This is a genomic window from Kitasatospora sp. NBC_00374 (assembly GCF_041434935.1).
In the GTDB taxonomy this organism is placed as follows: Bacteria; Actinomycetota; Actinomycetes; order Streptomycetales; family Streptomycetaceae; genus Kitasatospora.
On record NZ_CP107964.1, the window covers coordinates 6,398,982 to 6,424,354 of the forward strand.

At 75.3% G+C, this 25,373-nt stretch carries 29 protein-coding genes; 15 read left to right on the forward strand and 14 right to left on the reverse strand.

Annotated features, from left to right (window positions below; translation table 11 throughout):
• Positions 1-19 precede the first annotated feature (19 nt).
• Complete coding sequence (locus tag OG871_RS28460) at positions 20-295, reverse strand: SHOCT domain-containing protein (protein WP_371500587.1); 276 nt, start codon at positions 293-295, stop codon at positions 20-22.
• Positions 296-503: 208 nt separating this feature from the next.
• Here OG871_RS28460 and OG871_RS28465 point away from each other — a divergent pair, with 208 nt between their 5' ends.
• Positions 504-1,169: a hypothetical protein gene (locus tag OG871_RS28465; protein WP_371500589.1), complete on the forward strand. Its 666-nt coding sequence runs from the start codon at positions 504-506 to the stop codon at positions 1,167-1,169.
• A 12-nt stretch (positions 1,170-1,181) separates the two neighbouring features.
• On the opposite strand, the gene OG871_RS28470 is transcribed toward OG871_RS28465, so the two are convergent.
• The gene (locus tag OG871_RS28470) at positions 1,182-1,847 is read right to left on the reverse strand and encodes a DUF4232 domain-containing protein (RefSeq protein ID WP_371500591.1); all 666 of its coding nucleotides are present in this window, start codon (positions 1,845-1,847) and stop codon (positions 1,182-1,184) included.
• A gap of 369 nt (positions 1,848-2,216) precedes the next feature.
• On the opposite strand from OG871_RS28470, the gene OG871_RS28475 reads away from it, so the two are divergent.
• From OG871_RS28475 to OG871_RS28485, 3 genes are all read left to right on the forward strand, one after another.
• Positions 2,217-3,302 carry a GNAT family N-acetyltransferase gene (locus OG871_RS28475; protein ID WP_371500593.1) on the forward strand — a complete coding sequence of 362 codons (1,086 nt, stop codon included), beginning with the start codon at positions 2,217-2,219 and terminating at the stop codon, positions 3,300-3,302.
• Between the two features lie 80 nt (positions 3,303-3,382).
• Positions 3,383-5,404 carry an FAD-dependent oxidoreductase gene (locus OG871_RS28480; protein WP_371500595.1) on the forward strand — a complete coding sequence of 674 codons (2,022 nt, stop codon included), beginning with the start codon at positions 3,383-3,385 and terminating at the stop codon, positions 5,402-5,404.
• A gap of 63 nt (positions 5,405-5,467) precedes the next feature.
• Positions 5,468-6,004, forward strand: a complete 537-nt coding sequence (locus tag OG871_RS28485; protein ID WP_371503454.1) for a PadR family transcriptional regulator — start codon at positions 5,468-5,470, stop codon at positions 6,002-6,004.
• Between the two features lie 10 nt (positions 6,005-6,014).
• On the opposite strand, the gene OG871_RS28490 is transcribed toward OG871_RS28485, so the two are convergent.
• On the reverse strand, positions 6,015-6,710 hold the full coding sequence (locus tag OG871_RS28490) for a type 1 glutamine amidotransferase domain-containing protein (RefSeq protein ID WP_371500597.1): 696 nt from the start codon (positions 6,708-6,710) through the stop codon (positions 6,015-6,017).
• A 108-nt stretch (positions 6,711-6,818) separates the two neighbouring features.
• Here OG871_RS28490 and OG871_RS28495 point away from each other — a divergent pair, with 108 nt between their 5' ends.
• The 3 genes from OG871_RS28495 (at position 6,819) to OG871_RS28505 (ending at position 9,127) form a co-directional block, all read left to right on the forward strand.
• Positions 6,819-7,742 (forward strand): LysR family transcriptional regulator, encoded by a 924-nt coding sequence (locus OG871_RS28495; RefSeq protein ID WP_371500599.1) that lies wholly within the window; start codon positions 6,819-6,821, stop codon positions 7,740-7,742.
• 223 nt (positions 7,743-7,965) lie between these two features.
• Positions 7,966-8,286 carry a GNAT family N-acetyltransferase gene (locus OG871_RS28500; RefSeq protein WP_371500601.1) on the forward strand — a complete coding sequence of 107 codons (321 nt, stop codon included), beginning with the start codon at positions 7,966-7,968 and terminating at the stop codon, positions 8,284-8,286.
• Between the two features lie 238 nt (positions 8,287-8,524).
• On the forward strand, positions 8,525-9,127 hold the full coding sequence (locus OG871_RS28505; protein WP_371500603.1) for a superoxide dismutase: 603 nt from the start codon (positions 8,525-8,527) through the stop codon (positions 9,125-9,127).
• A gap of 53 nt (positions 9,128-9,180) precedes the next feature.
• Here the strand turns inward: OG871_RS28505 and OG871_RS28510 are convergent, their stop codons facing one another.
• Together OG871_RS28510 and OG871_RS28515 are read right to left on the reverse strand one after the other, a co-directional pair.
• Positions 9,181-9,981, reverse strand: a complete 801-nt coding sequence (locus tag OG871_RS28510) for an aminotransferase class IV (RefSeq protein ID WP_371500605.1) — start codon at positions 9,979-9,981, stop codon at positions 9,181-9,183.
• 13 nt (positions 9,982-9,994) lie between these two features.
• Complete coding sequence (locus tag OG871_RS28515) at positions 9,995-10,744, reverse strand: TetR/AcrR family transcriptional regulator (RefSeq protein ID WP_371500607.1); 750 nt, start codon at positions 10,742-10,744, stop codon at positions 9,995-9,997.
• A gap of 145 nt (positions 10,745-10,889) precedes the next feature.
• Between OG871_RS28515 and OG871_RS28520 the strand changes: the two genes are divergently transcribed.
• Both OG871_RS28520 and OG871_RS28525 read left to right on the forward strand, forming a co-directional pair.
• Positions 10,890-11,357 carry a nitroreductase/quinone reductase family protein gene (locus tag OG871_RS28520; RefSeq protein ID WP_371500609.1) on the forward strand — a complete coding sequence of 156 codons (468 nt, stop codon included), beginning with the start codon at positions 10,890-10,892 and terminating at the stop codon, positions 11,355-11,357.
• A 48-nt stretch (positions 11,358-11,405) separates the two neighbouring features.
• Entirely contained in the window at positions 11,406-11,609 is a 204-nt protein-coding gene (locus OG871_RS28525; protein ID WP_371500611.1) for an acyl-CoA thioesterase, read from the forward strand.
• Positions 11,610-11,735: 126 nt separating this feature from the next.
• Here OG871_RS28525 and OG871_RS28530 read toward each other — a convergent pair whose 3' ends face one another.
• On the reverse strand, positions 11,736-12,746 hold the full coding sequence (locus OG871_RS28530; protein WP_371500613.1) for an alpha/beta hydrolase family protein: 1,011 nt from the start codon (positions 12,744-12,746) through the stop codon (positions 11,736-11,738).
• 73 nt (positions 12,747-12,819) lie between these two features.
• Here OG871_RS28530 and OG871_RS28535 point away from each other — a divergent pair, with 73 nt between their 5' ends.
• Entirely contained in the window at positions 12,820-13,419 is a 600-nt protein-coding gene (locus tag OG871_RS28535) for a GNAT family N-acetyltransferase (protein WP_371500615.1), read from the forward strand.
• Positions 13,420-13,439: 20 nt separating this feature from the next.
• Positions 13,440-14,300, forward strand: coding sequence for a PaaX family transcriptional regulator C-terminal domain-containing protein (locus OG871_RS28540; RefSeq protein ID WP_371500617.1), 861 nt, complete (start codon positions 13,440-13,442; stop codon positions 14,298-14,300).
• 23 nt (positions 14,301-14,323) lie between these two features.
• On the opposite strand, the gene OG871_RS28545 is transcribed toward OG871_RS28540, so the two are convergent.
• Positions 14,324-14,650, reverse strand: a complete 327-nt coding sequence (locus OG871_RS28545; protein ID WP_371500618.1) for a hypothetical protein — start codon at positions 14,648-14,650, stop codon at positions 14,324-14,326.
• Positions 14,651-14,783: 133 nt separating this feature from the next.
• A complete protein-coding gene (locus OG871_RS28550; RefSeq protein ID WP_371500620.1) occupies positions 14,784-15,212 on the reverse strand; it encodes an HIT family protein in 429 nt (142 codons plus the stop codon).
• A gap of 139 nt (positions 15,213-15,351) precedes the next feature.
• Here OG871_RS28550 and OG871_RS28555 point away from each other — a divergent pair, with 139 nt between their 5' ends.
• Positions 15,352-17,457, forward strand: a complete 2,106-nt coding sequence (locus OG871_RS28555) for an MDR family MFS transporter (RefSeq protein WP_371500622.1) — start codon at positions 15,352-15,354, stop codon at positions 17,455-17,457.
• A 64-nt stretch (positions 17,458-17,521) separates the two neighbouring features.
• Here the strand turns inward: OG871_RS28555 and OG871_RS28560 are convergent, their stop codons facing one another.
• On the reverse strand, positions 17,522-18,469 hold the full coding sequence (locus OG871_RS28560; protein ID WP_371500624.1) for an ROK family protein: 948 nt from the start codon (positions 18,467-18,469) through the stop codon (positions 17,522-17,524).
• A gap of 71 nt (positions 18,470-18,540) precedes the next feature.
• Complete coding sequence (locus OG871_RS28565; RefSeq protein ID WP_371500626.1) at positions 18,541-18,957, reverse strand: GNAT family N-acetyltransferase; 417 nt, start codon at positions 18,955-18,957, stop codon at positions 18,541-18,543.
• A gap of 53 nt (positions 18,958-19,010) precedes the next feature.
• Here OG871_RS28565 and OG871_RS28570 point away from each other — a divergent pair, with 53 nt between their 5' ends.
• Positions 19,011-19,766 carry an SUMF1/EgtB/PvdO family nonheme iron enzyme gene (locus OG871_RS28570; RefSeq protein WP_371500627.1) on the forward strand — a complete coding sequence of 252 codons (756 nt, stop codon included), beginning with the start codon at positions 19,011-19,013 and terminating at the stop codon, positions 19,764-19,766.
• A gap of 42 nt (positions 19,767-19,808) precedes the next feature.
• Here the strand turns inward: OG871_RS28570 and OG871_RS28575 are convergent, their stop codons facing one another.
• From OG871_RS28575 to OG871_RS28590, 4 genes are all read right to left on the reverse strand, one after another.
• Positions 19,809-20,309 carry a hypothetical protein gene (locus tag OG871_RS28575; RefSeq protein WP_371500629.1) on the reverse strand — a complete coding sequence of 167 codons (501 nt, stop codon included), beginning with the start codon at positions 20,307-20,309 and terminating at the stop codon, positions 19,809-19,811.
• Between the two features lie 87 nt (positions 20,310-20,396).
• Positions 20,397-21,875 carry a phytoene desaturase family protein gene (locus OG871_RS28580; RefSeq protein WP_371500631.1) on the reverse strand — a complete coding sequence of 493 codons (1,479 nt, stop codon included), beginning with the start codon at positions 21,873-21,875 and terminating at the stop codon, positions 20,397-20,399.
• A 90-nt stretch (positions 21,876-21,965) separates the two neighbouring features.
• Positions 21,966-22,889, reverse strand: a complete 924-nt coding sequence (locus OG871_RS28585) for a 1-phosphofructokinase family hexose kinase (RefSeq protein WP_371500633.1) — start codon at positions 22,887-22,889, stop codon at positions 21,966-21,968.
• Between the two features lie 69 nt (positions 22,890-22,958).
• On the reverse strand, positions 22,959-23,831 hold the full coding sequence (locus OG871_RS28590) for an Fpg/Nei family DNA glycosylase (RefSeq protein WP_371500635.1): 873 nt from the start codon (positions 23,829-23,831) through the stop codon (positions 22,959-22,961).
• A 124-nt stretch (positions 23,832-23,955) separates the two neighbouring features.
• Between OG871_RS28590 and OG871_RS28595 the strand changes: the two genes are divergently transcribed.
• Both OG871_RS28595 and OG871_RS28600 read left to right on the forward strand, forming a co-directional pair.
• Complete coding sequence (locus OG871_RS28595; protein ID WP_371500637.1) at positions 23,956-24,165, forward strand: EF-hand domain-containing protein; 210 nt, start codon at positions 23,956-23,958, stop codon at positions 24,163-24,165.
• Positions 24,166-24,252: 87 nt separating this feature from the next.
• Positions 24,253-25,110: an EamA family transporter gene (locus tag OG871_RS28600; protein WP_371500639.1), complete on the forward strand. Its 858-nt coding sequence runs from the start codon at positions 24,253-24,255 to the stop codon at positions 25,108-25,110.
• Positions 25,111-25,373 lie beyond the last annotated feature (263 nt).

The window sequence follows — 25,373 nt, forward strand, 5'->3', positions numbered from 1 at the left end:
GCACGTCACTCGCGGTCCGTCACTCGCGGTGTCGCAGCACCGCGAGCCGGCGCCGGTACTCCTCGTCCTCGATCTCGCCGAGCGCGTACCGCTCGGCGAGCAGCCGCTCGGGGGCGGGCCGCTGCTCGGACGCCTCCGGGTCGCCGGCCCGCGGCCCGGCCGGGCGCCGGTCGGCGGCCTGGTGGTACACCAGGACGGCGAGCAGCGCGACCCCGGCCAGGACGGCGATCAGCAGCAGAACCGCCAGGCCGTACCCCCAGCCGTTCATGCCCCCGTGGTGCCATTGGTGGATCATGCCGCGCCTCCTCGGACGACGGGCGGCGGGCCCGGCCCGCACCCTGGGCCGCCCTGACTCCATGGTGCGCCCGCGGGCAGGCGAGGGAGGCCGGACCCTCGTCCTGGGTGCCCCGATGGGCCGGGGGAGTGAGACTGGAAGCCGGGTACGTCCGCGTGCTCCGGCCCGCGGTGCCGCACCCGGCAACTCCCCGCCGAGGAGGAGCACCATGTCGCGCAGACCAGCCAGGACCGGACGGGCGGGCGGGCCCACCACGCTCCGCGGCCATCTGCGCCGTGCCGCGGGCCGGGAGGCCAACCCGCTCTGCCGCGCCTCGGACCGGGCCCGCAGCCGCCTGGTGGTCTGGTTCGTGCTCGCCCTCGCCGCATCGGTCGTGGCCGGGCTGGCGCTGACGGCACTGGCCTGGCACGACGGCCTGCACGCGGCCGACACGGACGCCCTGCACCGGCACCGGGTCAGCGCGACCACCTCGGCGGTGGCCGGGGACGCGGCCGACACCCCGGTCGGTTCGGGGGTCGAGGGCAGCGACAGCGTGCTGGTCGAGGCGGGCTGGTCCTACCCGTCGGCGGGCCAGGTCAGCGGCTGGGTCGCCGTCCCGCCCGGGACGGCCGCGGGCAGCCGGGTGGCGATCTGGGTCGACGACGCCGGCCAGGCGGCCCCGGGACCTCGCTCGGGAACGGACATCGCGCTCAGCGCGGTCGTGACGGGCCTGCTCACCTCGTCCGCGCTGGCGACGGCGGCCGGGGCGGCCTGCGCGGTGCGGTCCCGGATGCTCGACCGGCGGGCCCTGGCGACCTGGGAACCGGCCTGGGAGCAGGTGGAACCGCGCTGGTCCGGCCGGACCCCGGGACGCCCCGGCGGCACCGAGCCCTGATCGCGGACCCGGTCAGGAGAGCAGCACGCCCTGGTTGGACGGCTGCAGCGAGCCGACCCGCACCCCGGCCTTGGAGACGGCCAGCGCGTTGACCTGCTTGCCGTCCGTGCCGAGCACCGCGGCCGTGACCTGGGTGGTCTCGTCCGGCGGGGTGAGCGAGAGACCCGCCAGCACCTTGCACTCCGGGTCGGACTTGCTGCAGGAGGCCCAGGCCAGGCCCGCGAAGGCGGTCGTGCCGGGCTTCAGGGTGACCTGGGTCGGCGGCCCCGGCTGGGGGACCCGGGTGGTGGCCAGCACGACCGGGCTGTTGTCGGCCAGCAGCCCGCCCAGGCCGGCGTAGCCGTACACGGTGCAGGTCCGGGTGCCCTTGTTGACCAGCAGCAGCATGGCCGAGCCCGGGTGGTCCGGCTGGAGCTGGACGTCGGCCCGCAGGTCGGCGGTGTGGCAGCGGTCGGAGTCGGACGGCTTGGCGCTGGGGCTCGTGCTGCTGCCCGCGGACCTGGTCGGGCCGGTCCCGGCGGTGGCGCCGCCGCCCGCACCCTGGGTGGTGGAGCCCGAACCGCCCTTGGCCGACTGCGAGGTGTGCTTCTTGCCGCCGCCCGAGCAGCCGGTGGCGGCCAGGCCGAGTACCGCCGTGGCCAGCAGCGCCATGACGACCTTGGACGGGTGCGGGTTCATGAGTCCTCCTGAGGGTGGGCCCGGCCGGTCGGCGGCCCCTACCCCCGCTCACACGCCGGGCGGCACCGGTCAGTTCACCGCGCCCGGTTCCGACCCGGTAACGGTCCGCCCGCGGCCGGCCGCCGGGCCGCCGGCTCCCCGCAGCGCACGGTCGACCAGTCGCCCGCGGTCCCGGTTCGCGGCCGTCTGTTGTGGCCGGACGTCCAGCCCCTCGGCCGGTTCCGCCGCGATGTGCGCGGCGCCCCGGGCCGGTTCGGGAGAAACCCGGCCGTACCCCACCGCTGTTCGACACAATTCCCTCGGGCCCGGAGCCGCCCGCCGGCACCGGCGGCCGGCCGGGCCGCCGCGACGGCTGGGGGAGAGCGAACGATGGTGACAGCACAGGGCCCGGAGATCCACCGGACGCCCGCACTGCCGGCGGCGGTGGTCGACGGCTGGCGGGAGCTGGTGGCGGCCGACCCGGCCGGTTCCTGGTTCATGACCCCCGAGTGGGTGCTCGCCTGGTGGGAGACGCTCGGTGCGGGCGGCCGCGCGGGCGGCGCCGAGATCGCGGTCTGGCGCGGGTCCGAGGGCCGGGTGGAGGCGGTGGTGCCGCTGCTGCGCACCCGCGAGCGGCTGCACCCCCGGCTGCCGCTGTCGGCCCCGGTGCTCACCGCGCTCGGCTCCGGGCCGGGCGCCGCGGACCACTGCGGTTTCGTCGCGCTCCCCGAACGGCGGGCTCAGGTGGGCGAGTTCCTGGCGGCGCGGGCCCGCGGCGGCACGCTCTGGCTGCCCGACCTCGACCCCGGGCAGCGGGACCTGCTGCCGCCCGGTGCCCGCCGGGTCGCCCTGGCGGCCTGCCCGCGCACCGATCTCAGCCGGGGCTTCGACGCGATCGGCTCCCGTCAGTTCCGGGCGAACCTGCGCCGTTACGGCCGCAAGCTCGCCGCGGCGGGGGTGGCCTTCCGCTGGGTGCCGCCCAAGGAGGCGGGCCCCGAGCTGCTGGACACCGTGCTGCGGCTGCACGGGGTGCGCCGCGCGGCGATGGGCCGGCCCACCACGTTCGACGACCGGCGCCGCGCCCTGCACGCCCGGGTACTGGAGCGTTCGGCCGCCGCCGGCCCCGAGCAGGGGCCGGCCTTCCTGCTGGCCGAGCGCGGCGGGCAGGTGGTCGGGGTGCTGTACGGCTTCCGTTGGGGCTCCGCGTTCGCGTACTACCAGATCGGCTGGGAACCGGAGTTGGCCGAGCTGCGGCTCGGCACGGCAGTGATCGCCGAGGCCGTCCGCGCCTGCGCCGAGCAGGGGCTGAGCACCTTCGACTTCCTGCGCGGCACCGAGCCGTACAAGTACCGGTTCGACGCGGTGGACCGCTTCGACGAGTCCTGGCTGGTGCCGCACGGCGGTTCGGGGGCGCTGCTGGGGCTCAAGCACCGGTTGAAGGAGCGCCGGCGGGCCGTCCCGGAGGAGGGTGAGTGAGAGCACTTGTGCAACTAGTTGCATAGGCGCCTGCGGGCGTCCTACCGTGAGGCCGTGACCCACGGACCAGGAGGCGCCCGATGACCGCGTACCCGAACCTGCTCAGCCCGCTCGACCTGGGCTTCACCACGCTGCCCAACCGGGTGCTGATGGGCTCGATGCACGTCGGTCTGGAGGAGGCCGAGGGCGGCTTCGACCGGATGGCCGCCTTCTACGCCGAGCGCGCCCGGGGCGGCGTCGGTCTCATCGTCACCGGCGGCATCGCACCGAACGAGGCGGGGCGCCCCTGGTCGGGCGGTGCCAAGCTCACCACCGAGGCCGAGGCCGGGCAGCACCGCGTGATCACCGAGGCCGTGCACCGCGAGGGCGGCCGGATCGCCCTGCAGCTGCTGCACTTCGGCCGCTACGCCTACCACCCCGACCTGGTCGCGCCCAGCGCCCTGCAGGCACCGATCAGCCCGTTCCCGCCGCGCGCCCTCACCGACGAGGAGGTCGAGCGGACGATCGAGGACTTCGCCGACGCCGCCGCGCTCGCCCAGGGGGCCGGGTACGACGGCGTGGAGATCATGGGCTCCGAGGGCTACCTGATCAACGAGTTCGTGGCCGCCTGCACCAACCGCCGGGAGGACCGCTGGGGCGGCCCGTTCGAGCACCGGATCCGCTTCCCGGTCGAGATCGTCCGCCGGGTGCGCGAGCGGGTCGGGCCCGAGTTCATCCTGATCTACCGGCTCTCCATGCTCGACCTCGTCCCCGGCGGCTCCACCCTGGAGGAGGTGGTCGCGCTGGCCCGGGCCGTCGAGGCGGCCGGCGCCACCATCATCAACACCGGAATCGGCTGGCACGAGGCCCGGATCCCCACCATCGCCACCTCCGTCCCGCGCGGCGCGTGGACCTGGGTGACCCGGAAGGTGATGGGCGCCGTCGGCATCCCGCTGGTCACCAGCAACCGCATCAACACCCCCGAACTCGCCGAGCAACTGCTCGCGGACGGCCACGCCGACCTGGTCTCGCTGGCCCGTCCGCTGCTGGCCGACCCCGACTTCGTGGCCAAGGCCGAGGGCGCGCAGGCCGACACCATCAACACCTGCATCGGCTGCAACCAGGCCTGCCTGGACCACACCTTCAGCGGCCGGATCACCTCCTGCCTGGTCAACCCCCGGGCCTGCCACGAGACCGAGCTGATCCTCGCGCCCACCCGCCGCCGCAAGCGGATCGGCGTGGTCGGTGCCGGCCCCGCCGGCCTGGCCCTCGCCGTCTCGGCCGCCGAACGCGGACACGCCGTCACGCTGTACGACGGCGCGGACCGGATCGGCGGGCAGCTCAACCTGGCCCGGACGGTGCCGGGCAAGGAGGAGTTCGACGAGACGCTGCGCTACTACCGCAGGCAGCTGGAGATCCACGGCGTCGACGTCCGCCTCTCCACCACCGCGACCGCCGACGGCCTGCTCGCCGAGGAGTTCGACGAGCTCGTCCTGGCCACCGGCGTCACCCCGCGCACCCCGGACATCCCCGGCGTCGACCACCCCAGCGTGGTCAGCTACCTGGACGTGCTGGGCGGCCGGGCCGAGGTGGGCCCCCGGGTCGCCGTCATCGGCGCCGGCGGCATCGGCTTCGACATCGCCGAGTACCTGACCGACCCCGGCAAGGGGGCGAGCCGGGACGCGGCCGCCTTCTTCGAACAGTGGGGCATCGACACCGAGTACCGCTCGGCGGGCGCGCTGCGCACGCCCGTCCGCCCGCCGGCCGTCCGCACCGTCCACCTGCTCCAGCGGTCCACCACCAAGGTCGGGGCGGGTCTCGGCAAGACCACCGGCTGGATCCACCGCACCGAACTGCGCCACCGGGGCGTGGAGATGGTCGCCGGCGTCGGCTACGAGCGGATCGACGACGAGGGCCTGCACCTGACCGTCGACGGCAGCCCCCGTCTGCTCGCCGTCGACACCGTGGTGCTCTGCGCCGGCCAGGAGCCGCGCCGCGACCTGTACGAGGAGCTGCGGGCCCGGGGCCGGGAGCCGCACCTGATCGGCGGCGCGGACCTGGCGGCCGAACTCGACGCCAAGCGGGCCATCGACCAGGGAACCCGCCTCGCGGCGGCCCTCTGACGGGCCGCCCGACTCCGTAGGATGCGCTCCTACGAAGTCAGCCAGGAGAGGCCGATCCGTCCCATGTCGCTGCCGCACGCCATCCTCACCGCCCTGCTGGAGAAGCCGTCCTCGGGGCTGGAGCTGACGCGCCGCTTCGACCGGTCGATCGGCTACTTCTGGTCCGCCACCCACCAGCAGATCTACCGGGAGCTGGGCCGGCTGGAGGAGTCCAGCCTGATCCGCGAGCTGCCGCACGAGGTGCCCGTCCGCGGCGGCCGCCGGGAGTACGAGGTGCTGCCGGCCGGGCGCGCGGAGCTGGCGGGCTGGGTCGCCGAGCAGCACGACCCGAAGCCGGTGCGGGACGCGCTGCTGCTGCGGCTGCGGGCCGCCGCGGTGGTCGGCGCGACCGGTCTGGACGCCGAGTTCCGGCGCCATCTCCAGTTGCACCGCGCCCAGTTGGAGGAGTACCGGGAGATCGAGCGGCGCGACTTCCCGGCCGACCGGGCCGCGCAGGAGAACCGCCTGCAGCACCTGGTGCTGCAGGCGGGGATCAACCTGGAGGAGTTCTGGGTCGCCTGGCTGACCGAGGCCGCGGCCGTGCTGGGCGCCGCGGACTGAGCCGGGGTGCTCAGGCGAGCCGGCTGAGCACCTCCTCGGCCAGCGGGCCGGAGGAGGCCGGGTTCTGGCCGGTGACCAGGTTGCGGTCGGTGACCACGAACGGCGCCCACGGCTCGCCCTCCCGGTAGTCCGCGCCGAGCGCCACCAGGCGGTCCTGGAGCAGCCACTTCGCCCGGTCGGCGAGGCCGGCGGCGCGCTCCTCGGCGTTGCTGAAGCCGGTCAGCCGGTAGCCCGCGAACGGCGATCCGCCGTCCGGGAGTTCGGCGGCCAGCAGGGCGGCCGGGCCGTGGCAGACCACGGCCAGCGGCTTGCCCGAGGCGAGCGCGGCGGTGAGCAGCCGGCCGGAGTCGGCGTCGACCGCGAGGTCCTCCATCGGGCCGTGCCCGCCGGGGTAGAACACCGCGTCGTAGTCGGCGAGTTCGACCTCGGAGAGCTTGACCGGGTGCCGGAGCGCGGGCAGCTCGGCCAGCTCGGCCGCGAGCGCGTCCGCCGCGGCCTGTCCGCCGAGCGCCCCGGCCGAGAGGCTGGCCCCGTCGACCGGCGGCCGCACGCCGCCGGGGGTGGCGACGGTGACCTCGTGCCCGGCGGCGGTGAAGGCGTGGAACGGGGTGGCGAACTCCTCGGCCCAGAAGCCGGTCGGATGCTCGGTGCCGTCCGCGAGCGTCCAGTACGCGGCGCCGGTCAGCACGAACAGGATCTTGGACATGTGGTCTCCCTGAGCAGAGCGGTCGGCGGGCCGGATCCGGGTCGCCGTACCGGTGACGGCTCCGACGGTAGGCCGGTCGGCCCGCCGGGGACCAATAGGCTTGGCTATGTGACCCATGGCTTTTCGCATACCGGGCCGGGCCTGGACCTGCTGCGCACCTTCCTGGCCGTCCACCGTTCCGGCTCGTTCACGGCCGCCGGCCGGGTGCTCGGCCTGTCCCAGCCGACGGTGACCACCCAGATCCGGGCGCTGGAGCTCCAGCTCGGCCGGCAGCTGTTCGAGCGGCTGCCGCGCGGAGTGGCCGCCACCGCCGTCGCGGCGGAGCTGGCGGCCGCGGTGGCGGGCCCGCTGGACGCGCTCGCCGAGGTGGCCGAGCGGGTGGCGCCGGGCCCGGGCGGCCCGGCCGAACCCGTCCACCTGGCGGGCCCGGCCGAGCTGCTGTCCGTCCTGGCGCTGCCCGCGCTGGCTCCCCTGGTGGCCGACGGGCTGCGGCTGCGGGCCACCACCGGGCTGGCCGAGGACCTGCTGACCGGGCTGCGCGGCGGCCGGTACGACCTGGTGCTGTCGGCCGTCCGGCCGCGCGGCCGGGAGGTGGCCGCGGCGCCGCTGATGGACGAGGAGTTCGTGCTGGTCGCCGCGCCGGGGTGGGCCGAGCGGATCGGGCCGGGCCGCCCGGCCGCCGAGGGCCCGGGCGCGCTGGCCGGTGTGCCGCTGCTCGGCTACGCGGAGGACCACCCGATCGCCCGCCGGTACTGGCGGCACGTCTTCGGGGTGCGGCTGAGCGCGCGGGCCGCGCTGGTGCTGCCGGACCTGCGCGGGCTGCTGGCCGCGGCGGCGGCCGGGGCCGGGATCGCGGTGCTGCCCCGCTATCTGTGCCGGGCCGAGCTGGCGTCCGGCGCGCTGGTGCCGCTGCTGGATCCGCAGGATCCGCCGATCAACACCCTGTACCTGGCCCGGCGGGCCGGCGGCGCGGTGTCGCAGTCGGTGGCCCAGGTGCGGGAGCGGCTGCTGGCGGTGGCCGGGGAGTGGTGACGGGTGCCGGGAACAGGGCCCGGCGCAACCGGAGCGTGCCCTCCTCCGCCCGACTGCCCACCGACCGGCCGACCCCGGCCACCGCCCGCCCTGCGCGGCGTCCTCGACGCGGTCACCGCGGCCGACGTGCTGCCGTTCGCGCGGCAGCTCGCGGCGCTCCGGGGCGGCCGACCCCGGGCCGCCTACCCTGACGGGACATCACCACCGAGGCACGGGAGGCAGCATGACCACGGAGACGTACGTGACGGACAACCCGGCGGCGTCCCGCTTCGAGATCCGGGTCGGGGAGCCCGACTCGGAGCCCGTCGGGTTCGCCGAGTACCACCTCTCGGAGGGCGAGATGGCGTTCCTGCACACCGAGATCACGACGGGCCGCGAAGGCCAGGCCCTGGCCGCCGTCCTCATCCGGGAGGCGCTGGACTCCGCCCGCCGGCGCGGGCTGGCCGTGCTGCCGTACTGCCCGTTCGTCCGGGTCTGGATCGGCCGCAACCGGGAGTACACCGACCTCGTCCCGGTGGACCGGCGGGTGCGGTTCAACCTGTGACCCGGGCCCGGCGGGCCGGGTGGACGCGCGGGGGTCGGCCGGTGTCCCGGCGGTCGCCGGTTGGGAAGACGATCGTCAGTCAGGAAGGACCCGGCGTCCCGCGGGGAGTGGAGTCCTGGTGGCCGACGGGCCGGCCCCCTCGCACACAACATGCTGAAGCATCTACTTCTCTATTGCAAGTAATACGCAATAGTGTGGGACCGGCATGATCGACACCGTTGAAAGGGGCCGTGTCCCGATGGGCACCTACGTACTTCCCGACCTGCCGTACGACTACTCCGCGCTCGAGGCGGCCATGTCCGCCGAGATCCTGGAGCTGCACCACTCCAAGCACCACGCCGCCTACGTCAAGGGTGCCAACGACACCCTGGAGCAGCTGGCCGAGGCTCGCGACAAGGAGCAGTTCGGCGCTCTGGTGGGGCTTCAGAAGACGCTGGCCTTCCACCTCTCGGGCCATGTCCTGCACTCGCTGTTCTGGGAGAACCTCTCCCCGGACGGCGGCGACCGCCCCGACGGCGCCCTCGGCACCGCCATCGAGGAGCACTTCGGCGGCTTCGAGGCGTTCAGGAAGCAGCTCACCGCAGCCACCGTCGGCGTCCAGGGCTCCGGCTGGGGCATCCTCTCCTGGGAGCCGCTCGGCCGGCGCCTGATCGTCGAGCAGGTCTACGACCACCACGGCAACGTCGGCCAGGGCACCACCCCGCTGCTCGCCTTCGACGCCTGGGAGCACGCGTACTACCTGCAGTACCGGAACGTCCGCCCGGACTACGTCACCAAGCTCTGGGACGTCGTCGACTGGAACGACGTGGCCGCCCGCTTCGCCGCCGCCGCGGGCGCCTGACGCCCGTCCGGTGAGGCGCCCGGCGGGCGCCTCACCGCGGCTTCGACGGCGGGTCACACCTCCTCGGCGGGCACCGCCAGGTACTCCTCGCGCAGGCGGGCCAGCAGCGGACGGGCCGGGTCGAAGCGGACGCCGTCGATCTGCGCGATCGGGCGGATGCCGAAGCCCGCGTTGGTGGCGAAGGCCGCCTCGAACCGGCCCAGGTCCCCGGCGGTCACCGGCTCCGTCCGCCGGGGGCCGCCGTGGGCCCGCGCGAGCAGGGCGGTGGTGACGCCGGGGAGGCACTCGGCGTCCGGTGTCACCAGCCGGTGGCCGTCGTGGAAGAGGACGTTCCAGGTGGTGCCCTCGCTGATCCGGGCCCCCGGGCCGGTGAGCAGGGCATCGTCGAAGCCGGCCAGCTGGGCCAGCCGCCGCTGGTGCAGCAGGCCGAACAGGCCGGTGTGCTTGACCTCGGGCAGGTCGCGCCGGTGTTCGACGGTGCGGACCCGCAGGGGCGGCGGGGCGGCGCCGGCCGCCGGCCGGGTGGTCACCAGCAGCTGCGGGTCGGCCGGCCCGCCGGGGCGCTCCAGGCCCAGCCCGGGGTCGAAGACGGTGATCCGGACGGTGACCGGGGCGGCGCCCGGCCGGCCGGCCCCGTCCCGTCCGAGCGTCTCCCGCAGCCGGGCGCGGACCAGTTCCGGGTCGAGCTCGGCCCCGAACACCAGCCGGCAGTCCCGGACCAGCCTGGCCAGGTGCAGGCCGAGTCCGCGGACCCGCCCGTCCTCGACCCGCAGGGTGGTGAAGTGCCCGTAGTTGGTCAGGGCCAGCGCGGTGATCTCCGGCACCCGGGCCGGCTCCCCGTTCAGCTCGATCATGCCGGACAGTCTGTCAGCTCGCCCCGGCCGGTCGGCTCGGCCCGGTCGGCGACGGCGGATCCGCCGGCAGGCCGAGCAGGTCGGCCAACTCCTCGACGGAGTAGCCGAAGAACTCGTCCGCCGGGTCGACCGACCCGCGCAGGTGCCCGAAGAGCTCGAAGCTGAGCATGCCGAGCAGCTGGATCCAGGCCGTCACCACCCGCACCAGCACCGGTTCGGGCAACTCGGGGAAGAACTGGCTGCGGACGGGCCCCAGTTGGGCGGCCAGGCCGGGAGGCAGCGGGCGGGACGGCGGATCGCGGCGGAGCGTCCCGCAGTCGCGCACCACCGCGCCGAGGGCCAGCGGCAGCCGGGCGGCGTGCTCGATGGTCTCGGCGGGCGCCCGGTAGCCGGGGACGGGGGTGCCGTAGATCAGCGCGTACTCGTGCGGGTGGGCCAGCGCCCACCCCCGGACGGCCTGGCACAGGACCCGCCACCGGCGCCGGGCGCCGCCCGGCCCGTCCGCCGAGGACTCCTCGGCCAGCGCGCGGTCGGCGGTGTCGCCGAGGTCGCGGTACGCGTCGATGATCAGTGCGGTCAGCAGGTCGTCCCGGCTGGGGAAGTAGCGGTAGAGCGCTGAGGAGGCCATCCCGAGCTCGCGGGCGACCGCGCGCAGCGACAGCCGCTGGGCACCCTCGGAGGCCAGTCGGCGACGGGCCTCCTCCTTGATCTCCCGGGTGAGCTCGGCGCGGGCCCGCTCGCGGGCGTTCCTGATGGCTGCCATGGGGACAGCCTGCCACAGGTCGGATCGGCGCACACAAACGAGAGCAGTGCTCTTGACCCGGGCCTCGGACGCTGCCATGGTGGAGAGGCGGGCGAGAGCACTGCTCTCGAACGAAATCGACGCTCACAATCCGAGGGGTACCGCGATGTCCGAGCACGCCGCCACCCGCTACGTCCTGCCCACCACCCGCCTCGGCGGCGCCGCCCTCGGCCTGACCAACCGGCTCGTCCGGCTGCTCACCGGGGCCGGCCTCAGCCTGTGGGGCTCCCGGGTCCTCGCCGTCCGGGGCCGCACGAGCGGCGAGTGGCGCACCACCCCCGTCAACCTGCTCACCCTGGACGGCGAGCGCTACCTGGTCGCGCCGCGGGGCCACACCCAGTGGGTCCGCAACCTGCGGGTCGCCGGCACCGGCGAACTCCGTCTCGGCCGCCGCGCCGAGACCTTCCATGCCACCGAACTGGCCGACCAGGACAAGCCCGAGGTGCTCCGGGCCTACCTGCGCCGCTGGAAGTTCGAGGTCGGTGTGTTCTTCGACGGAGTCGACGAACACGCCCCCGACGCCGAACTCCGGCGGATCGCCCCCGGTTACCCGGTCTTCCGCCTCGCCCGCTGAGCGGCGGTGCGCGGCACGACGAAGCCGCGGCCGGGTGGCGTGCGGGACATGACCGACCGTCAGTTCGCGGTGCGGGTCGCCGTCCGCGGGTACGGGGCCGACGCGCAGGGGCATCTCAACCAGGCCGTCCACCTGCAGTACGCGGAGCACGCCCGGTGGGCGCTGCTGGATGCGGCCGGTGTCCGGCAGGCCGACCTGCTCGCCCGGGGAGTGGGGCCGGTGGTGCCGACGGCACCGTGGCGGCCGGGGTGACCGCCTCGCCGGGATCCTCGACCTGTCCGGGCGCGGGCTGGTGGCGGACCCGGCCCGGGCCCTGCGCTCGGGCGCGAAGGACCCGGGGCTGCTCGGCCTCCGAGTTCCCCGGCGGTCTCCGGCGGTTCAGTGCCGGGCGGCGAACTCCCGCTGGTCGGACAGGAATCCGTCGGCGAACAGCGACCGCGGCGCGAACACGGCCGTCAGCACCGCGGACACCTCGGACCGCTCGATGTCCGGCGTCACCAGCGAGTGGGTGGCGTCCGGGTAGTGCCGTACGTCCAGGCTCCCGGCCGGCAGGACGGAGCGGTAGACGGCCTCGGTCTCGGCCGCGTCCACGTTGCGGTCGTGCCCGGCCAGCACGAGCAGCACCGGGGTGCCGTGCATGGCCCTGAGATCGGCCGTGGCGTCGGCGGTGTGGTTGCGGGCCACGAAGGCCCAGCGCTCGGGGGTGAAGCCGTCCAGTTCACCGCCGGCCGCGGCCCGGAACTCCTCGAACGAGGCCCCGCGGCCGAGCAGTTCGCCCCGGAGGTCCTGCCGCCGGACGGCCGCTCCGGTCTCCTCGGCCGAGGCGCCGCGGTCGCTCAGCTCGGCGAGCAGGTTGTAGCGGCCCTGGGCCGCCCAGCTGATCGCGGGGGAGACCGCGATCACGAACGCCAGCCCCGGATCGTGCGCCGCGACCTTCGGCAGTACCCAGCCGGCCTGGCTGGCCCCCCACAGGCCGACCCGCCGCCCGTCGATCTCGGGCCTGGTCCTGGCCCAGGCGATGGCGTCCTCGGTCTCGCGGGCCCGGTCGTCCATGCTCTGGTCGAGCCAGTTGCCGGGCGATCCGCCGACTCCGGGCTTGTTCCAGGACAGTGAGGCGTAGCCCGCCTTCGCCAGCGCCTCCCAGATCGGGCGGTAGAAGGTGTCGTGGGTGGCGTCGATCGGTCCGTCGCCGTGGACGAAGACCACCAGCCCGTACGGCCCCCGCCCACCCTCAGGCAGTGCGAGCACCCCGTCCAGGGTGTGGCCGCCGTGTTCGACGCTCACCCGCTGCTCCCGGATCCGGTAGTCGTTCTGGTGGATCGCGATCCCGCCCAGGCCGAGCGCCAGCAGCAGCACCGCCACGCACGTCCAGACCAGTCTTCTCGCCATGTCCGGCCCCCTCCTCGTAGAACTATCGAACAGAAACCTATCGTATCGCCAGCGATCGTATTAGATTTGACCCATGACCGAGCCGACCCTTCACCGCGGGATACCGACCGACGCCGACCACCGGGTCGCCGAGCTCTACTGGGAGGCCTTCGGCCGCAAACTCGGCCCCGCCCTCGGGCCGCCGGAGCGGGGGCGCGCCTTCGTGGCGGCCCACCTCCGGCGCGACCGGGCGGTGACCGCGCTGCTCGACGGCCGGGTGGTCGCCGTCGCCGGATACCGGCACGAGGGCCGCTCGCTGGTCGGCGGCACGGCCGCTCAGGTGGCCCGCGTCTACGGGCCGCTGGCCGCGCTGCCCAGGCTCGCCGTGCTCGCGCTGCTCGAACACCGGCCCGGACCGGGCCTGCTCGCGGTCGAGAGCATCGCCGTCGACGGCGCCCTGCGCGGCCGGGGCGTCGGCACCCTGCTGCTCGCCGAGCTGGACCGGATCGCCGCCGAGCACCGCTACGACGGGCTCACCCTCGACGTGGTCGACACCAATCCGCGCGCCCGGGCCCTCTACGAGCGGCACGGCTACACCGTCCGGCACACCGCCCGGACCCCCTGGCTGCGCCGCCCGCTCGGCTTCGGCGCGGTCACCACCATGGTCAGGCCGCTGCCCGACCCGGGCCGGTGACCGGCGCCTATGCTCGGAGGATGCCGCACACACCACCCGCCGTCGAGATCCCCACCCGCGTCCTGGTCCTGGGCATGGTCCGGACGGACGGCACGGTCGACGCCGGCGAGCTCTACGCCGCGGCCGGCTCACTCGGCATGACGGACCAGCAGGTCCGGCTGTGCATCAAGCGGCTGGCCGCCGAGGGCCGGCTCACCCAGGAGGGCCGGGGCCGGCAGGCCGTCCTGCGGATCACCCCGGACGCGACCGGCGCGTTCGACCCCGACCTGGACCTGGTGGCCTACGCCTACCTGCAGGACCGCGGCCTGGCCCCCTGGGACGGCTCCTGGCAGCTGACCGCCTTCGCCGTCCCCGAATCGGCCCGCCCGGCCCGCGACGCGCTGCGCGCCGCCGTCCTGCGGCTCGGCGGCGCCCCGCTCCAGGGCGGCCTGTACGTCACGGCCAACCGGATCGACCAGGAGGTGGCCGCGGCGGCCCGCAGCCTCGGCGTCCTGGACGCCGTCACCACCCTCACCACCCGCGACCTGCGGATCGGTACCGAGACCGACCCGTCCGCGCTCGCCCGGCGGCTCTGGCCGCTGGAGGACCTGGCGGCCGGCTACCACCGCCTGGCGGCCGTCGCCGGCTCCCGCCTCGACCGCCTCGCGGGCCGTACGCCCACCGCCACCGAGGCGCTGACCACCGCCGTCGAACTGGCCGCCGAGTTCACCCGGGCGATGGAGCCCGACCCGCTGCTTCCGCCGGAGCTCCTGCCCGGCCCGTGGCCCGGCGCCCACGCCAGGGAGGTCTTCGCCCGCTGCTGGTCCCGCCTGCTGGACGTCCAGCCTCCCGGCGGCCCGGCGCTGTTCGCCGCGTACGCGCGGGTGCTGGGCGCCGCGTAGGCGCCGGTCCCGCGTCCGGCGGTTCAGCCGACGATCGAGAAGCTCAGCCAGCGCTCGTTGCGGTCCTCGACCGACGTCCCGGTGGCCAGGTAGAACGTCTCCGCGCCCTGGGGGTCCGCGCAGTCCGGGCCGTGGTGCAGCACGATGTCGGCCAGGATGTTGTTGCGCACCGCCGTGACGCCCTGGGCGGTGAAGCTGTGGCAGGTGCCGTTGAACGGGCTGCTCAGCTTCACCGTGGTGACGCCGTCGGTCGCCGTGATGGTGCCGACCGGGGGGTCCGAGCAGCCGGCCAGGGTGAGCGAGAGTGCGGCGGCGCCGACGAGGGCGGTGAGCGACCTGGGGACGGCCATGGCGAACTCTCCAATGCCAGGTGTGGAATGTGTGTGGGCAACGACAACGGCTCGAAAGATACCGCGCCGACCGTCCGATCCACAGCTGGAACAGAAGTTAAGGGCGTGTCCCCGGAATCGAATTGACGTGCCATCAGATTCCTGGTCGGGTGGTCTCCAGGGCCGCCCGGACCAGGGCGGCCGTCGCGGCGGCGTGCTCCTCGTCCCGGTAGCGTCCGCGCGGCCAGAAGAACCCGCGCAGCCCGTCCTTCCGGTTCCGCGGGACCACATGGACGTGCAGGTGCGGGACGGACTGGCTGACCCGGTTGTTGGCGGCGACGAAGCTGCCCGCCGCCGACATCCCCGACTCGACGGCCGCCGTCACCCGCTGCACCCGGGAGAAGTACGGCCCGACCTGCTCGGCCGGCAGGTCGGTCACGGTCTCCACGTGCTCCCGGGGCACCACCAGCACATGGCCGGGGAAGAGCGGCCGGTGGTCCAGGAAGGCCACCACCGCCTCGTCCTCCAGCACCCGGTGGACGGGGAACGTCCCGGCGACCACCGCGCAGAAGATGCACTCCACCGCGCCATTGTCGCCCGGTCCGGGCCGTCGTCCCCGGCAGCGGGGCCGGTGGCGGCCGGCCGGAATGCCGTCCGACGGGGCGTCACCTCGGCGGACGTCAGCGCGGGCGGGGGCCTGGCGCCGGTGTGAGGATGCGAGCGTGACCACCACCAGCGAGAGCGCCCCCGCGGCGCCGGGGGCGGCGCCGCCCGTCCTCGACCGGCGGCAGCGCAACATCGTCTTCGGCACCGTCATGCTCGGCATGCTGCTGGCCGCCCTGGACCAGACGATCGTCGGCACCGCGCTGCCCACCATCGTGGCCGACCTCGGCGGGGCCGAGCACATGTCCTGGGTGGTGACCTCCTACCTGCTCGCGGAGACCGTCACCACGGCCCTGGTCGGCAAGTTCGGTGACCTGTTCGGGCGCAAGCTGGTCTTCCAGGTCTCGGCGATCGTCTTCATCACCGGTTCGTTCTTCTGCGGTCTGGCCACCAACATGTCGCTGCTGATCGGCTGGCGGGCCATGCAGGGCGTCGGGGCCGGTGGTCTGATGGTCACCTCGATGGCGCTGATCGCGGACGTCATCCCGCTGCGCGAGCGCGGCAAGTACCAGGGGGCGATCGGCGCGGTCTTCGGCGTGGCCACCGTGATCGGCCCGCTCCTCGGCGGCCTGTTCACCGACCACCTGACCTGGCGTTGGGCCTTCTACGTCAATGTCCCGATCGCCATCCTGGTGGTGATCGCCGCGGCCCGGAACATCCCGTCGGTCCGTTCCGCCTCCCGGCCGGTCATCGACTACCTCGGCATCGCCCTGGTCGCCGTCGGCGCCAGCGCCCTGATCCTCGGGACCAGCTGGGGCGGCAACGAGTACGCCTGGGGCTCGGCGACGATCATCGGCCTGTTCGTCCTCGGCGTGCTGGCGCTCGCGGCGTTCTGCCTGGTGGAGACCCGGGCCGCCGAGCCGATGCTGCCGATGCGGCTGTTCCGCAACCCGGTCTTCACGGTCTGTTCGGTGCTCAGCTTCGTCGTCGGCTTCGCCATGCTCGGCGCGATGACCTTCCTGCCCACCTTCCTGCAGTACGTGGACGGGGACTCCGCCACGGTCTCGGGTGTGCGGACCCTGCCGATGGTGCTCGGCCTGCTGATCGCCTCGGTGTTCAGCGGGAACGTGGTGTCCAGGACCGGCCGGTACCGGATCTTCCCGATCGTCGGCTCGCTGGTGATGGCGGTCGGCCTGTACCTGCTGTCGCGGATGGACGCGCAGAGCGGGGCCTGGCTCGACTCGCTCTACATGTTCGTGCTCGGCACCGGGATCGGCCTGTCCATGCAGGTGCTGACCATCGCCGTGCAGAACACCGTCGACTACGCGGACCTCGGCACCGCCACCTCCGGCGTCACCTTCTTCCGCACCCTCGGCAGCTCCTTCGGCACCGCGGTGTTCGGCACCATCTACGCCAACGCCCTCGCGACCAATCTGGCCGCGGGGGTGGCCGCGGCCGCCAGGGCCGGCGGCGACCCGGCGGAGCTGGCCAAGGCGGCCCAGAGCCCGGAGGGCCTGCACGGACTGCCCGCCGAGCAGGCGGCGCCGATCGTCGACGCGTACGCCCGGACACTGCACACCGTGTTCCTGTGGACGGTGCCGGTCGCCCTGCTCGGCTTCGTGGTGGCGCTCTTCCTGAAGCAGGTCAAGCTGCGGGACTCGGCCCGGGCCGGCTCCACCGACATGGGGGAGGGCTTCGCCTCGCCGGGCTCCGGCGACTCGGCCCGGCTGCTGGAGCTGTCCGTCGCCGGCATCCTGCGCCGCACCGACCTGGACACCGCCCGGCAGATCGTCCGCGGCTCCGACTCGCACCTCGACATCGCGGGCGCCTGGGCGGTGATGCAGGTCGAACTGTTCACCCGGACGATGGGCCACGCCAACCTCAACCTGATCGCGGCCCGCCGCAAGCTCCCCCCGGAGGTGCTGGAACCGGCCTTCGAGCGCATGGTCGAGGGTGGCTATCTGACTCGCGAGGGCACCTTCCTCAGCCACACCGACACCGGCCGGCGCGAGGCCGACGCGCTCAACCACGCCTGGGCCGACTGGCTCAACCAGGAGCTGGAGAAGGACCGCGGCCGACCGCGCAGCGCCGAGCTCCGGGCGGCGGTGGACACCATCGCCAAGCGCCTGATCGTGGAGGAACTGTCGGAGGGCCTCCCGCCGCACGAGCGTCCCGAGGCGGTCGGCGCGGGAGCCCGGGGACCGGGGACGCGGCGGGCGCCGTGACACCGCCCCGGGTCGCTGGTGATGGGGCCGGCAGCTCGGGGGCCGCCGGGTACGTGGCGGAGCGTCAGGCCCGCAGGGCGGCCGCCGCTGCGCCGACCAGGCCGGCGTCCGTGCCGAGCCGGGCCCGCTCCACCCGGATGCCGCGGACGAACGGCAGGGCGGCGAAGGTGTCGAGGTGGCGGGCGAGCGGATCGAACAGGACGGGGCCGGACTGGGCCACGCCGCCCCCGATCACCACGGCCTCGATCTCGACCAGGGTGGCCGTCGCGGCGATCCCGGCCGCGAGCGCCCGGGCGGCCCGGTCGAAGGCGGCGAGCGCGATCCCGTCGCCGGCCCGTGCGGCCTCGGCCACCGCCGCCGCCGAGGTGTCCGGACCGGGCGCACGCCAGCCGTGCGCCAGCGCGTACCGGGCGATGGCCGTGCCGCTGGCCAGGCCCTCCACGCAGCCCACGCCGCCACAGGGACAGGGCTCGCCGTTCAGGTCGACGCTGATGTGGCCGATGTGCCCGGCGTTGCCCGTGAGGCCCGCGTGCACCCGGCCGTCGAGGATCAGGCCGCCGCCGACACCCGTCGAGACCACCATGCACAGGGCGCTGCGGCACCCGGCGGCGGCGCCCTGCCAGTACTCGGCCTCGGCGATCGCCACCCCGTCGCCGATCAGCGTGACCGGCCCGCCGGTGGCCCGGACCGCCGGGTGCGCGCCGACCGATTCCACGAGCGGAAATCCGCGCCAGGCCGGGATGTTGACCGGGCTGACCGTCCCCGCCGAGGCGTCGACCGGGCCGGCGCTGCCGATTCCGACGGCCTCCACCGCGGCCCAGCCGGGGCCGGCCGCGAGCTCCTCGACCAGGGCGAGCACGGTGTCGAGCACCACCGGGGCCCCGGCGCCGGCCGGGGTCGGCCGCTGGGTACGGGCGGTCAGGGTGCCGTCCTCGCGCACCAGCGCGGCCGCGATCTTCGTCCCGCCGATGTCCACGGCTGCCACCAGCCGCTTCGCCTCGCCACCCGCCACCGTCGCCACCTTCCGTCCGCGGCCCGCCCGGGCCACCGGCCCGCCAGGCTACCCCGAGGCGGCCGCCCTGGTCAGGAGCCGGCCGGCCCGCCGCCGAGGCGGAGCAGTCCCGCGTCCGTCGGCGCGAATCCGCAGGCGTCGAGGTAGAACGGCCGAAGGTGCTCCTCGAAGTCGACGTGCAGCCAGTCGCAGCCGGCCTCGCGGGCGCCGCGGGCGGCCGCCGCGACCAGCTCCCGGCCGACCCCCGCATGCCGGAGGTCCCCCGCGACCACGGTGTCCAGCACGAACGCGTGTGCCCCGCCGTCCCACGCGACGTTGACGAAGCCGACCAGCCGGCCCGCGAGCCGGGCACAGACCCAGCCGAGGCTGTGCCGTTCCAGCCGGGCCTGCCGGTCGACGTCCTGGCCGGGGTGGCCGAAGCCCTCCGCGTGCAGGTGGTCGAGGGCCTCGTTGTCGATCGTGCCGCGCCACTCGTAACTGATCTTCATACCGCCGATGCTAGGCGGCGCCCTTGTCGGTGCGGACTGCCAGACTGCCGCGCATGACCGACACCACCATGACCCTGGACCGCTGGCGGGCCCTGACGGCCGAACAGGCCCGCGGGTTCGCCCGGAGGGTCGCCGATCAGGTCGGAGCGCAGGACTGGACGGTCGAGTGCCGGGCCGACGGCCCCGCGCGGGCGCTGTTCCGGGTGTGCGGGCAGGAGTTCGCGCTGGTTCCGGGCGGTGCGGCCGAGCTGGGGTTCGACCCGGCCGGCTTCCGCCCGGCCGCCGCTCTCGCGGCGGCCTACGCGCGGAGCGGCGAGTACGTCGAGCCGTCCGCCGATCTCGGCGGGTACCTCGCGGGTGTGCTGAGCCCGTGGCGGGCGGTGGAGCTGCCGTCCTTCCTGATGAGCGTGGACGCGCTGGAGCTCCCGGTCGCGCCCGGTCGGCGGCTGCCCACCCCCGACGAGTGGGAGTACGCCTGCGGCGCGGGCGCCCGGAGCCTGTTCCGGTGGGGCGACACGCATCCGGCGACGGCGGACCCGTTCAGCACCCCCGACGGCCCGCAGCAGGCGGCGAACGCCTTCGGCCTGCGGATCGGCCGGGATCCCTACCAGGCCGAGCTGACCTCGGATCCCGGCGTGGTGCTCGGCGGCGACGGGGGCGAGGCCACCTGCGGCGGCTACGGCGGCTTCCGGGCCTGGCTCCCGCTGGCCACCGCCTACCGTGACCCGTACCTGGCCGAGCTGCTGGGCGGCGGGGATCCCGCGGACTGTTCGGACGAACTGCTCGCCCGGGCCGTGATCGACCTCTGAGCGGTGCGGCGGCCGGGGGACCGGCTGACGCGGGGCCCGCGGTCAGCCGTCCGAGGCGCGGAGCACGACGCGCGGGTGGGACGGCTCCTCGGTGTACACCTGGACGGTGACGCGCTGTCCGCGGCCGTCGCGGACGGCCTGCGCGAAGGCGCCGCCGGTCCGCGCCCCACAGCCGGTGACCGGGTCGGAGCCGGGTGCGGGCGCGGGGGCCGGCAGAGCGCCGGTGTCCAGGAACTCCCGCAGCCCCTCCGGAGTGGTGGTGAACGTGGCCATCAGATCGTGGTCGCCGAACAGCGGCCGGGACACCGTGTCGTGGCGCAGCGCGGTGGCGTCCGCCGGCAGGGTGAGGCCGAAGTAGCCGCTGGTCTGGTCGATCTCCCGGAACGAGGAGGAACAGGCGGTCGGGTCCTTGCCCTGGCCGGGAGCCGACTCCAGCAGACCGCCGGCCACCACCGCCACCGCCGTGAACGCGAGCAGAATCGGTGTCAGGCAGCCCAGGACGACTGCCTTTCCGCCCCAGCGGTGTCCCTCGCGTTCCATCACGGCGGCCACTGTGCCCGAACGGCCGTGCGGTCGGCAAACCGGCGTACGTCGTGGACCTGGGCCGTTGCCCGTCGGCCTCGCCGGTGCTCACCCGGCCCGGCGGACGAACTCCAGCGGGTCGGTGCGGACGCCGAACACCTGGCGCAGGGCGCGCCCGGCCGCGTGCAGACCGGACATGCCGTGCACGCCGGGGCCGGGCGGCGTGGCGGCGGAGCAGAGGTAGAGGCCGGGCATCGGGGTGGCGTACGGGTCGAGCGCGGGGACCGGGCGCAGCAGGGTCTGACGCAGACTCATGGCGCCCGCGCCGATGTCCCCGCCGACGTAGTTGGCGTTGTAGGCGGCCAGGTCGGCGGCGGTGCGGGTGGTGCGGGCCAGCACGAGGTCGCGGAAGCCCGGGGCGAACCGTTCGACCTGGGCGGTCACCGCCTCGGCGGCGTCGACGGTGGAGCCGTGCGGCACGTGGGCGTAGGTGTAGAGGGTGTGCTGCCCGCGCGGGGCCCGGGTGGGGTCGACCACGCCGGGCTGGACGGCCAGCACGTACGGCCGTTCGGTGTGCCGGCCGGCCGCCACCTGGCGTTCCGCGGCGAGGGTCTGGGCCTGGGTGCCGGACAGGTGCAGGGTGCCGGCCAGGGCGCAGTCGGGGTCGCGCCACGGGACCGGGCCGCCGAGCGCGAAGTCGACCTTGCAGGCGCCCGCGCCGTAGCGGTAGGCCCGAATCCTGCGGGTGTAGCGGTCGGGCAGGCACCGGCCGGCGATCCGCAGCAGGCCGGTGGGCGAGGTGTCGAGCAGGGCCGCGCGGGCGAGCGGGAGATCGGCGAGCGAGGTGACGGGGTGGCCGGTGACGATCCGGCCGCCGAGCCGGGAGAGTTCGTCGGCCATGGCGTCCGTGATGGCCTGGCTGCCGCCGCGCGGGACCGGCCAGCCGACGGCGTGGGCGAGGGTGCCGAGCAGCAGCGCGGCGCCGGCCGGGGCGAGTTCGCGCGGTGGCCGCAGGGCGTGGGCGGCGACGCCGGCGAGCAGCGCGCGGGCGGTCGGCTCGCGGAACCGGGCGGTCCAGGCGGGGGTGCCGAACTCGACGGTCCGCAGCACCAGCCGCAGGGCGGTGAGCGGATCGGCGGGCGGGCGGCGCTGGTCGGACAGGACGGTGCCGACCAGCCCCTGCCAGTGCTCCACCAGCGGCCCGAACACGGCCCGCCAGGCGGCGCCGTCCCGGCCGAGGCCGGCGACGGTGCGCTCCAGGTCGCGCCAGGCCAGCCCGGCCGGGGCGCCGTCCAGCGGCTGGGCGTACGCGATCTCGGGCTGGAGCAGGTCGACCCGCCCGGCGAGCCCGAAGGCCCGGAAGAACGGTGAGGCGAGGGCCATCGGGTGCGCCACCGAGCAGACGTCGTGCCGGAAGCCCGGCAGGGTCGGTTCGGCGGTACGGGCTCCGCCGCCGACGGTGTCCGCGGCCTCGTGCACCTCGACCCGCAGTCCCGCGCCGGCCAGGACGAGGGCGGCGGCGAGGCCGTTCGGGCCGGAGCCGACCACCACCGCGTCGGCCTCGCCGTTGGACCGGTCGCCGATCATGTCCCGCCGCCTTCGCCGTTCGCGCTGCCCGGAGGTGACCCACTCTGCCAGGCGGGCGCGCGGCGGTGGCGGCGGGCGGTGTGTGCCGGCTCAGCCGGTGGGTTCGGCGACGGCGCGGGCCGTGGTGGCGGCGCGGAACCGACGGTAGGCGACCGGGTCGAAGCGGCCGGCCCGCGGTGCGAGCACGGTGGCCGCGGAGAGCGCCACGGCGTCGGGCAGGACGGCGGGCCAGCCGGCGCCGCCGAGCAGTCCGGCGGCGATCGCGGCCACCGCCGAGTCGCCCGCGCCGGTCGGGTTGCCGGTGACGGCGGTCGGCGGGGCGCAGCGCCAGGCGCCGTCCCGGGTGAGTGCGAACAGGCCGTCGGGGCCGAGCGAGGCGACCACCGTGTCGGCGCCCGCGGCCCGCAGGGCGGCGGCCGCCGCGGGCACGTCGGCCAGTCCGGTGGCGGCCCGGAGTTCGGCGGCGTTGGGTTTGACCACGGTCGGCCCGGCGGCGAGGGCGGTGGTCAGCGCGGGGCCGTCGGCGTCCAGCACGGTCGGCACGCCGTGGGTGCGGGCGAGGGCGACCAGGTCGGCGTAGGCGTCCCGGGGGAGGCCGCGCGGGAGGCTGCCGGAGAGCACCAGGACACCGGCCGACGGCAGCCGGGCGGCCACCTCGGCCCGCAGGGCCGCCCACTCCGGGCCGGAGACTTCGGGGCCGGGCTCGTTGAGCAGGGTGGCGTCCGTCCGGTCGATCACCGCGACCGTCCGCCGGGTCTCGCCCGCGATCGGGACGGCGTGGTACGGAAGGGCCGAGGCGTCCAGGTCGGCCCGGACGGCGGCGCCGGTCGGGCCGCCCAGCGGCAGCACGGTGAGCGTGGCACGGCCGAGCGCGGTCAGCACCCGGGCGACGTTCACGCCCTTGCCCCCGGCCTGGGAGGCGACCTCGGTGACCCGGTGGCCGGTGTGCGGGCGGAAGTCGGGGACGGTGTAGCTCAGGTCGAGTGCGGGGTTGGGTGTGACGATGAGGATCACGGCTGCTGACTCCCCCACGGAGTGACGTTTCCTGCGCGATGCATGGCTCTTTCGAGCAGATTCAATCATCTACTTGAGCAGTCGCGACAGTCTCCGGTCGGCCAGCGTCCGCCCGCCGGTCTGGCAGGTCGGGCAGTACTGCAGCGAGGAGTCGGCGAAATTCACGGACCGTACGGTGTCCCCGCAGCGCGGGCAGCGCTCCCCGGCCCGGCCGTGCACGGCCATCCCCGCCTTCTTCTCGGCCTTCAGCCCGTCGGCCGCCGCCACCGAGCGGGCCCGCTCCAGCGCCGTCGACAGCACCTGCCGGACGGCGTCGAACAGCCGCCCCAGCTGCTCCTCGTCGAGCGCGGAGGCCAGCGTGTACGGGGACAGCCGGGCCGTGTGCAGGATCTCGTCCGAGTAGGCGTTGCCGATGCCGGCCAGCACGGTCTGGTCGGTCAGCAGGGTCTTCAGCCGCTTGCGGACGCCCGACGTGAGGTCGGCCAGCGCCGCCCGCGAGAAGTCCGCACCCAGCGGGTCCGCCCCGAGCCGGGCCACCCCCGGCACCGCCCGCGGGTCGGTCACCACGTACGCGGCCAGCCGCTTGGTGCTGCCCTGCTCGGTGACCTCGAAGCCCGAGCCGTCGTCGAGCACCAGCCGCAGGGCGAGCGGGCCGTGGCCGGGCCGGCGGGCCGGCGGGCGGTCCGGGAAGGACGCGCGGCGCCTGATCCAGCCCGCCCGGGCCAGGTGCAGCACCAGGTGCAGGCCGTCGGCGGTCGCCAGGTCGAGGAACTTGCCGTACCGCCCGACCCCGCTGACGGCCTGTCCGTGCAGCGCGTGGGCGGGCGGATCGAAGGTCTTCAGCACCTGCACCGACAGGACGTCCAGCCGGGCGAGGGCGCGGCCGGCGCAGTCCGCGGTCATGCGCTCGGCCAGGGCTTGGACTTCGGGCAGCTCCGGCACACGGTCAGTGTGGCCCGCGACCGGGTGGGCGGCCACCGCTGCCGAGGGGGGACGTACCGGACATCCGGTCGCGGCCGGGTAGGGTACCGCCGTCACAGTGACACTCAAGTGGAGGACAGGCCAGATGAACATCGAGACGGCCAAGGCGGTCTTCGCCCGGTTCGACGTCGACGGCGACGGGCACATCTCGCCGGAGGAGTACTCCAAGGTCATGGCGGAGATGGGCGACCCGTACATCACCGTGCCCAAGGCCCAGGCCCTGATCAGCGACGCGGACACCAGCCGGGACGGCCTGCTGTCCTTCGACGAGTTCTGGGCGATCCAGGCTCGCTGACCCGCGCGGCCCGGCCCCGGCCCCGCTCGCGGCGCCGGGGCCGCGCCGTCCCACGGACCGGATCCCGACGGAAACGGAAGGAGCGGCGTGGCCTCCCATGTCGTGCCCCTGGTGGTGCTCGGCTCGGCGGTGCTGCACGCGGTGTGGAACGCGCTCGCCCACGGTGTCCGGGACAAGCTGGCCGGCTTCGCCCTGATGAACACCGCCTTCCTCGGCTGCGGGGCCGTGCTGGCCTGCCTCACCCCCGCACCCGACCCGGCCGCCTGGCCGTACATCGCGGCCTCCACGGCGCTCCAGGTCGGCTACCAGCTGCTCCTTCTCCAGGCCTACCGGCTGGGCGACTTCGGCCAGATGTACCCGATCGCGCGCGGCACCTCACCGCTGGTGGTCGCGCTGCTCGCGGCCACCGTCCTCGGCCCGGGGCTGCCCGCCGCCAAGCTCACCGGCGTCCTGGTGATCTCGCTCGGGCTGGCCGGCCTGGCCTTCGCGGGCGGGCTGCCCGGCCGCGCCCACCTGCCCGCCCTGGCCGCCGCGGTCGGCACCGGGGTGATGATCGCCGGCTACACGGTGGTCGACGGCACCGGCGTGCGGCAGTCCGGGACACCCGCCGGGTACATCGCCTGGATGTTCCTCACCCAGGGCCTCGCCATGCTGGTGGTCGCCGCCGCCGTCCGGGGCCGCGCGCTGCCCGGCCTGCTGCGGGTCGGCTGGCGGCAGGGCCTGGCGGGCGGCGTGATGTCGCTGACCGCCTACGGCCTGGTGGTGTGGGCGCAGGCCCAGCCCGGCAGCGACCTGGCGACCGTGGCGGCCCTGCGCGAGACCAGCATCGTGGTCGCGGCCGTGATCGGGGCACTCGTCCTGCGCGAGGGCCTCGGCCGGATCCGGCTGGCCGCCAGCGCCACCGTGCTGGCCGGGATCGCCGTCCTGGAGCTGGTGCACGGCTGACGGGTGCGGCCGCACCGGGCGCGGGGCGCGGTCTCGTCCCGGCCGTCCGGCAGCCGCAGCCACAGGTGGTAGCCGCCGTACGGCAGCCGCTCGGGGAGCAGCGCGGGCAGCCGCCGGTGCAGCGCGCCGGCCAGGGCCTGCCGACGGTCGTGCAGGGCGCCGGACCGCGTGCGTAGGTGGTGCGACCAGGCGGGGGAGCCGACCAGCGCCAGGGTGGTCTCCTGGAGCGGGTGCGGTACGAAGGCGTGCCCAGGGCCAGCCAG

What these genes read in the sequence shown, in the direction of transcription:
- OG871_RS28460 (WP_371500587.1), bottom strand. Translation starts at nt 295, where the DNA reads ATGATCCACCAATGGCACCACGGGGGCATGAACGGCTGGGGGTACGGC.
- OG871_RS28465 (WP_371500589.1), top strand. Translation starts at nt 504, where the DNA reads ATGTCGCGCAGACCAGCCAGGACCGGACGGGCGGGCGGGCCCACCACG.
- OG871_RS28470 (WP_371500591.1), bottom strand. Translation starts at nt 1,847, where the DNA reads ATGAACCCGCACCCGTCCAAGGTCGTCATGGCGCTGCTGGCCACGGCG.
- OG871_RS28475 (WP_371500593.1), top strand. Translation starts at nt 2,217, where the DNA reads ATGGTGACAGCACAGGGCCCGGAGATCCACCGGACGCCCGCACTGCCG.
- OG871_RS28480 (WP_371500595.1), top strand. Translation starts at nt 3,383, where the DNA reads ATGACCGCGTACCCGAACCTGCTCAGCCCGCTCGACCTGGGCTTCACC.
- OG871_RS28485 (WP_371503454.1), top strand. Translation starts at nt 5,468, where the DNA reads ATGTCGCTGCCGCACGCCATCCTCACCGCCCTGCTGGAGAAGCCGTCC.
- OG871_RS28490 (WP_371500597.1), bottom strand. Translation starts at nt 6,710, where the DNA reads ATGTCCAAGATCCTGTTCGTGCTGACCGGCGCCGCGTACTGGACGCTC.
- OG871_RS28500 (WP_371500601.1), top strand. Translation starts at nt 7,966, where the DNA reads ATGACCACGGAGACGTACGTGACGGACAACCCGGCGGCGTCCCGCTTC.
- OG871_RS28505 (WP_371500603.1), top strand. Translation starts at nt 8,525, where the DNA reads ATGGGCACCTACGTACTTCCCGACCTGCCGTACGACTACTCCGCGCTC.
- OG871_RS28510 (WP_371500605.1), bottom strand. Translation starts at nt 9,981, where the DNA reads ATGATCGAGCTGAACGGGGAGCCGGCCCGGGTGCCGGAGATCACCGCG.
- OG871_RS28515 (WP_371500607.1), bottom strand. Translation starts at nt 10,744, where the DNA reads ATGGCAGCCATCAGGAACGCCCGCGAGCGGGCCCGCGCCGAGCTCACC.
- OG871_RS28520 (WP_371500609.1), top strand. Translation starts at nt 10,890, where the DNA reads ATGTCCGAGCACGCCGCCACCCGCTACGTCCTGCCCACCACCCGCCTC.
- OG871_RS28525 (WP_371500611.1), top strand. Translation starts at nt 11,406, where the DNA reads ATGACCGACCGTCAGTTCGCGGTGCGGGTCGCCGTCCGCGGGTACGGG.
- OG871_RS28530 (WP_371500613.1), bottom strand. Translation starts at nt 12,746, where the DNA reads ATGGCGAGAAGACTGGTCTGGACGTGCGTGGCGGTGCTGCTGCTGGCG.
- OG871_RS28535 (WP_371500615.1), top strand. Translation starts at nt 12,820, where the DNA reads ATGACCGAGCCGACCCTTCACCGCGGGATACCGACCGACGCCGACCAC.
- OG871_RS28540 (WP_371500617.1), top strand. Translation starts at nt 13,440, where the DNA reads ATGCCGCACACACCACCCGCCGTCGAGATCCCCACCCGCGTCCTGGTC.
- OG871_RS28545 (WP_371500618.1), bottom strand. Translation starts at nt 14,650, where the DNA reads ATGGCCGTCCCCAGGTCGCTCACCGCCCTCGTCGGCGCCGCCGCACTC.
- OG871_RS28565 (WP_371500626.1), bottom strand. Translation starts at nt 18,957, where the DNA reads ATGAAGATCAGTTACGAGTGGCGCGGCACGATCGACAACGAGGCCCTC.
- OG871_RS28570 (WP_371500627.1), top strand. Translation starts at nt 19,011, where the DNA reads ATGACCGACACCACCATGACCCTGGACCGCTGGCGGGCCCTGACGGCC.
- OG871_RS28580 (WP_371500631.1), bottom strand. Translation starts at nt 21,875, where the DNA reads ATGATCGGCGACCGGTCCAACGGCGAGGCCGACGCGGTGGTGGTCGGC.
- OG871_RS28595 (WP_371500637.1), top strand. Translation starts at nt 23,956, where the DNA reads ATGAACATCGAGACGGCCAAGGCGGTCTTCGCCCGGTTCGACGTCGAC.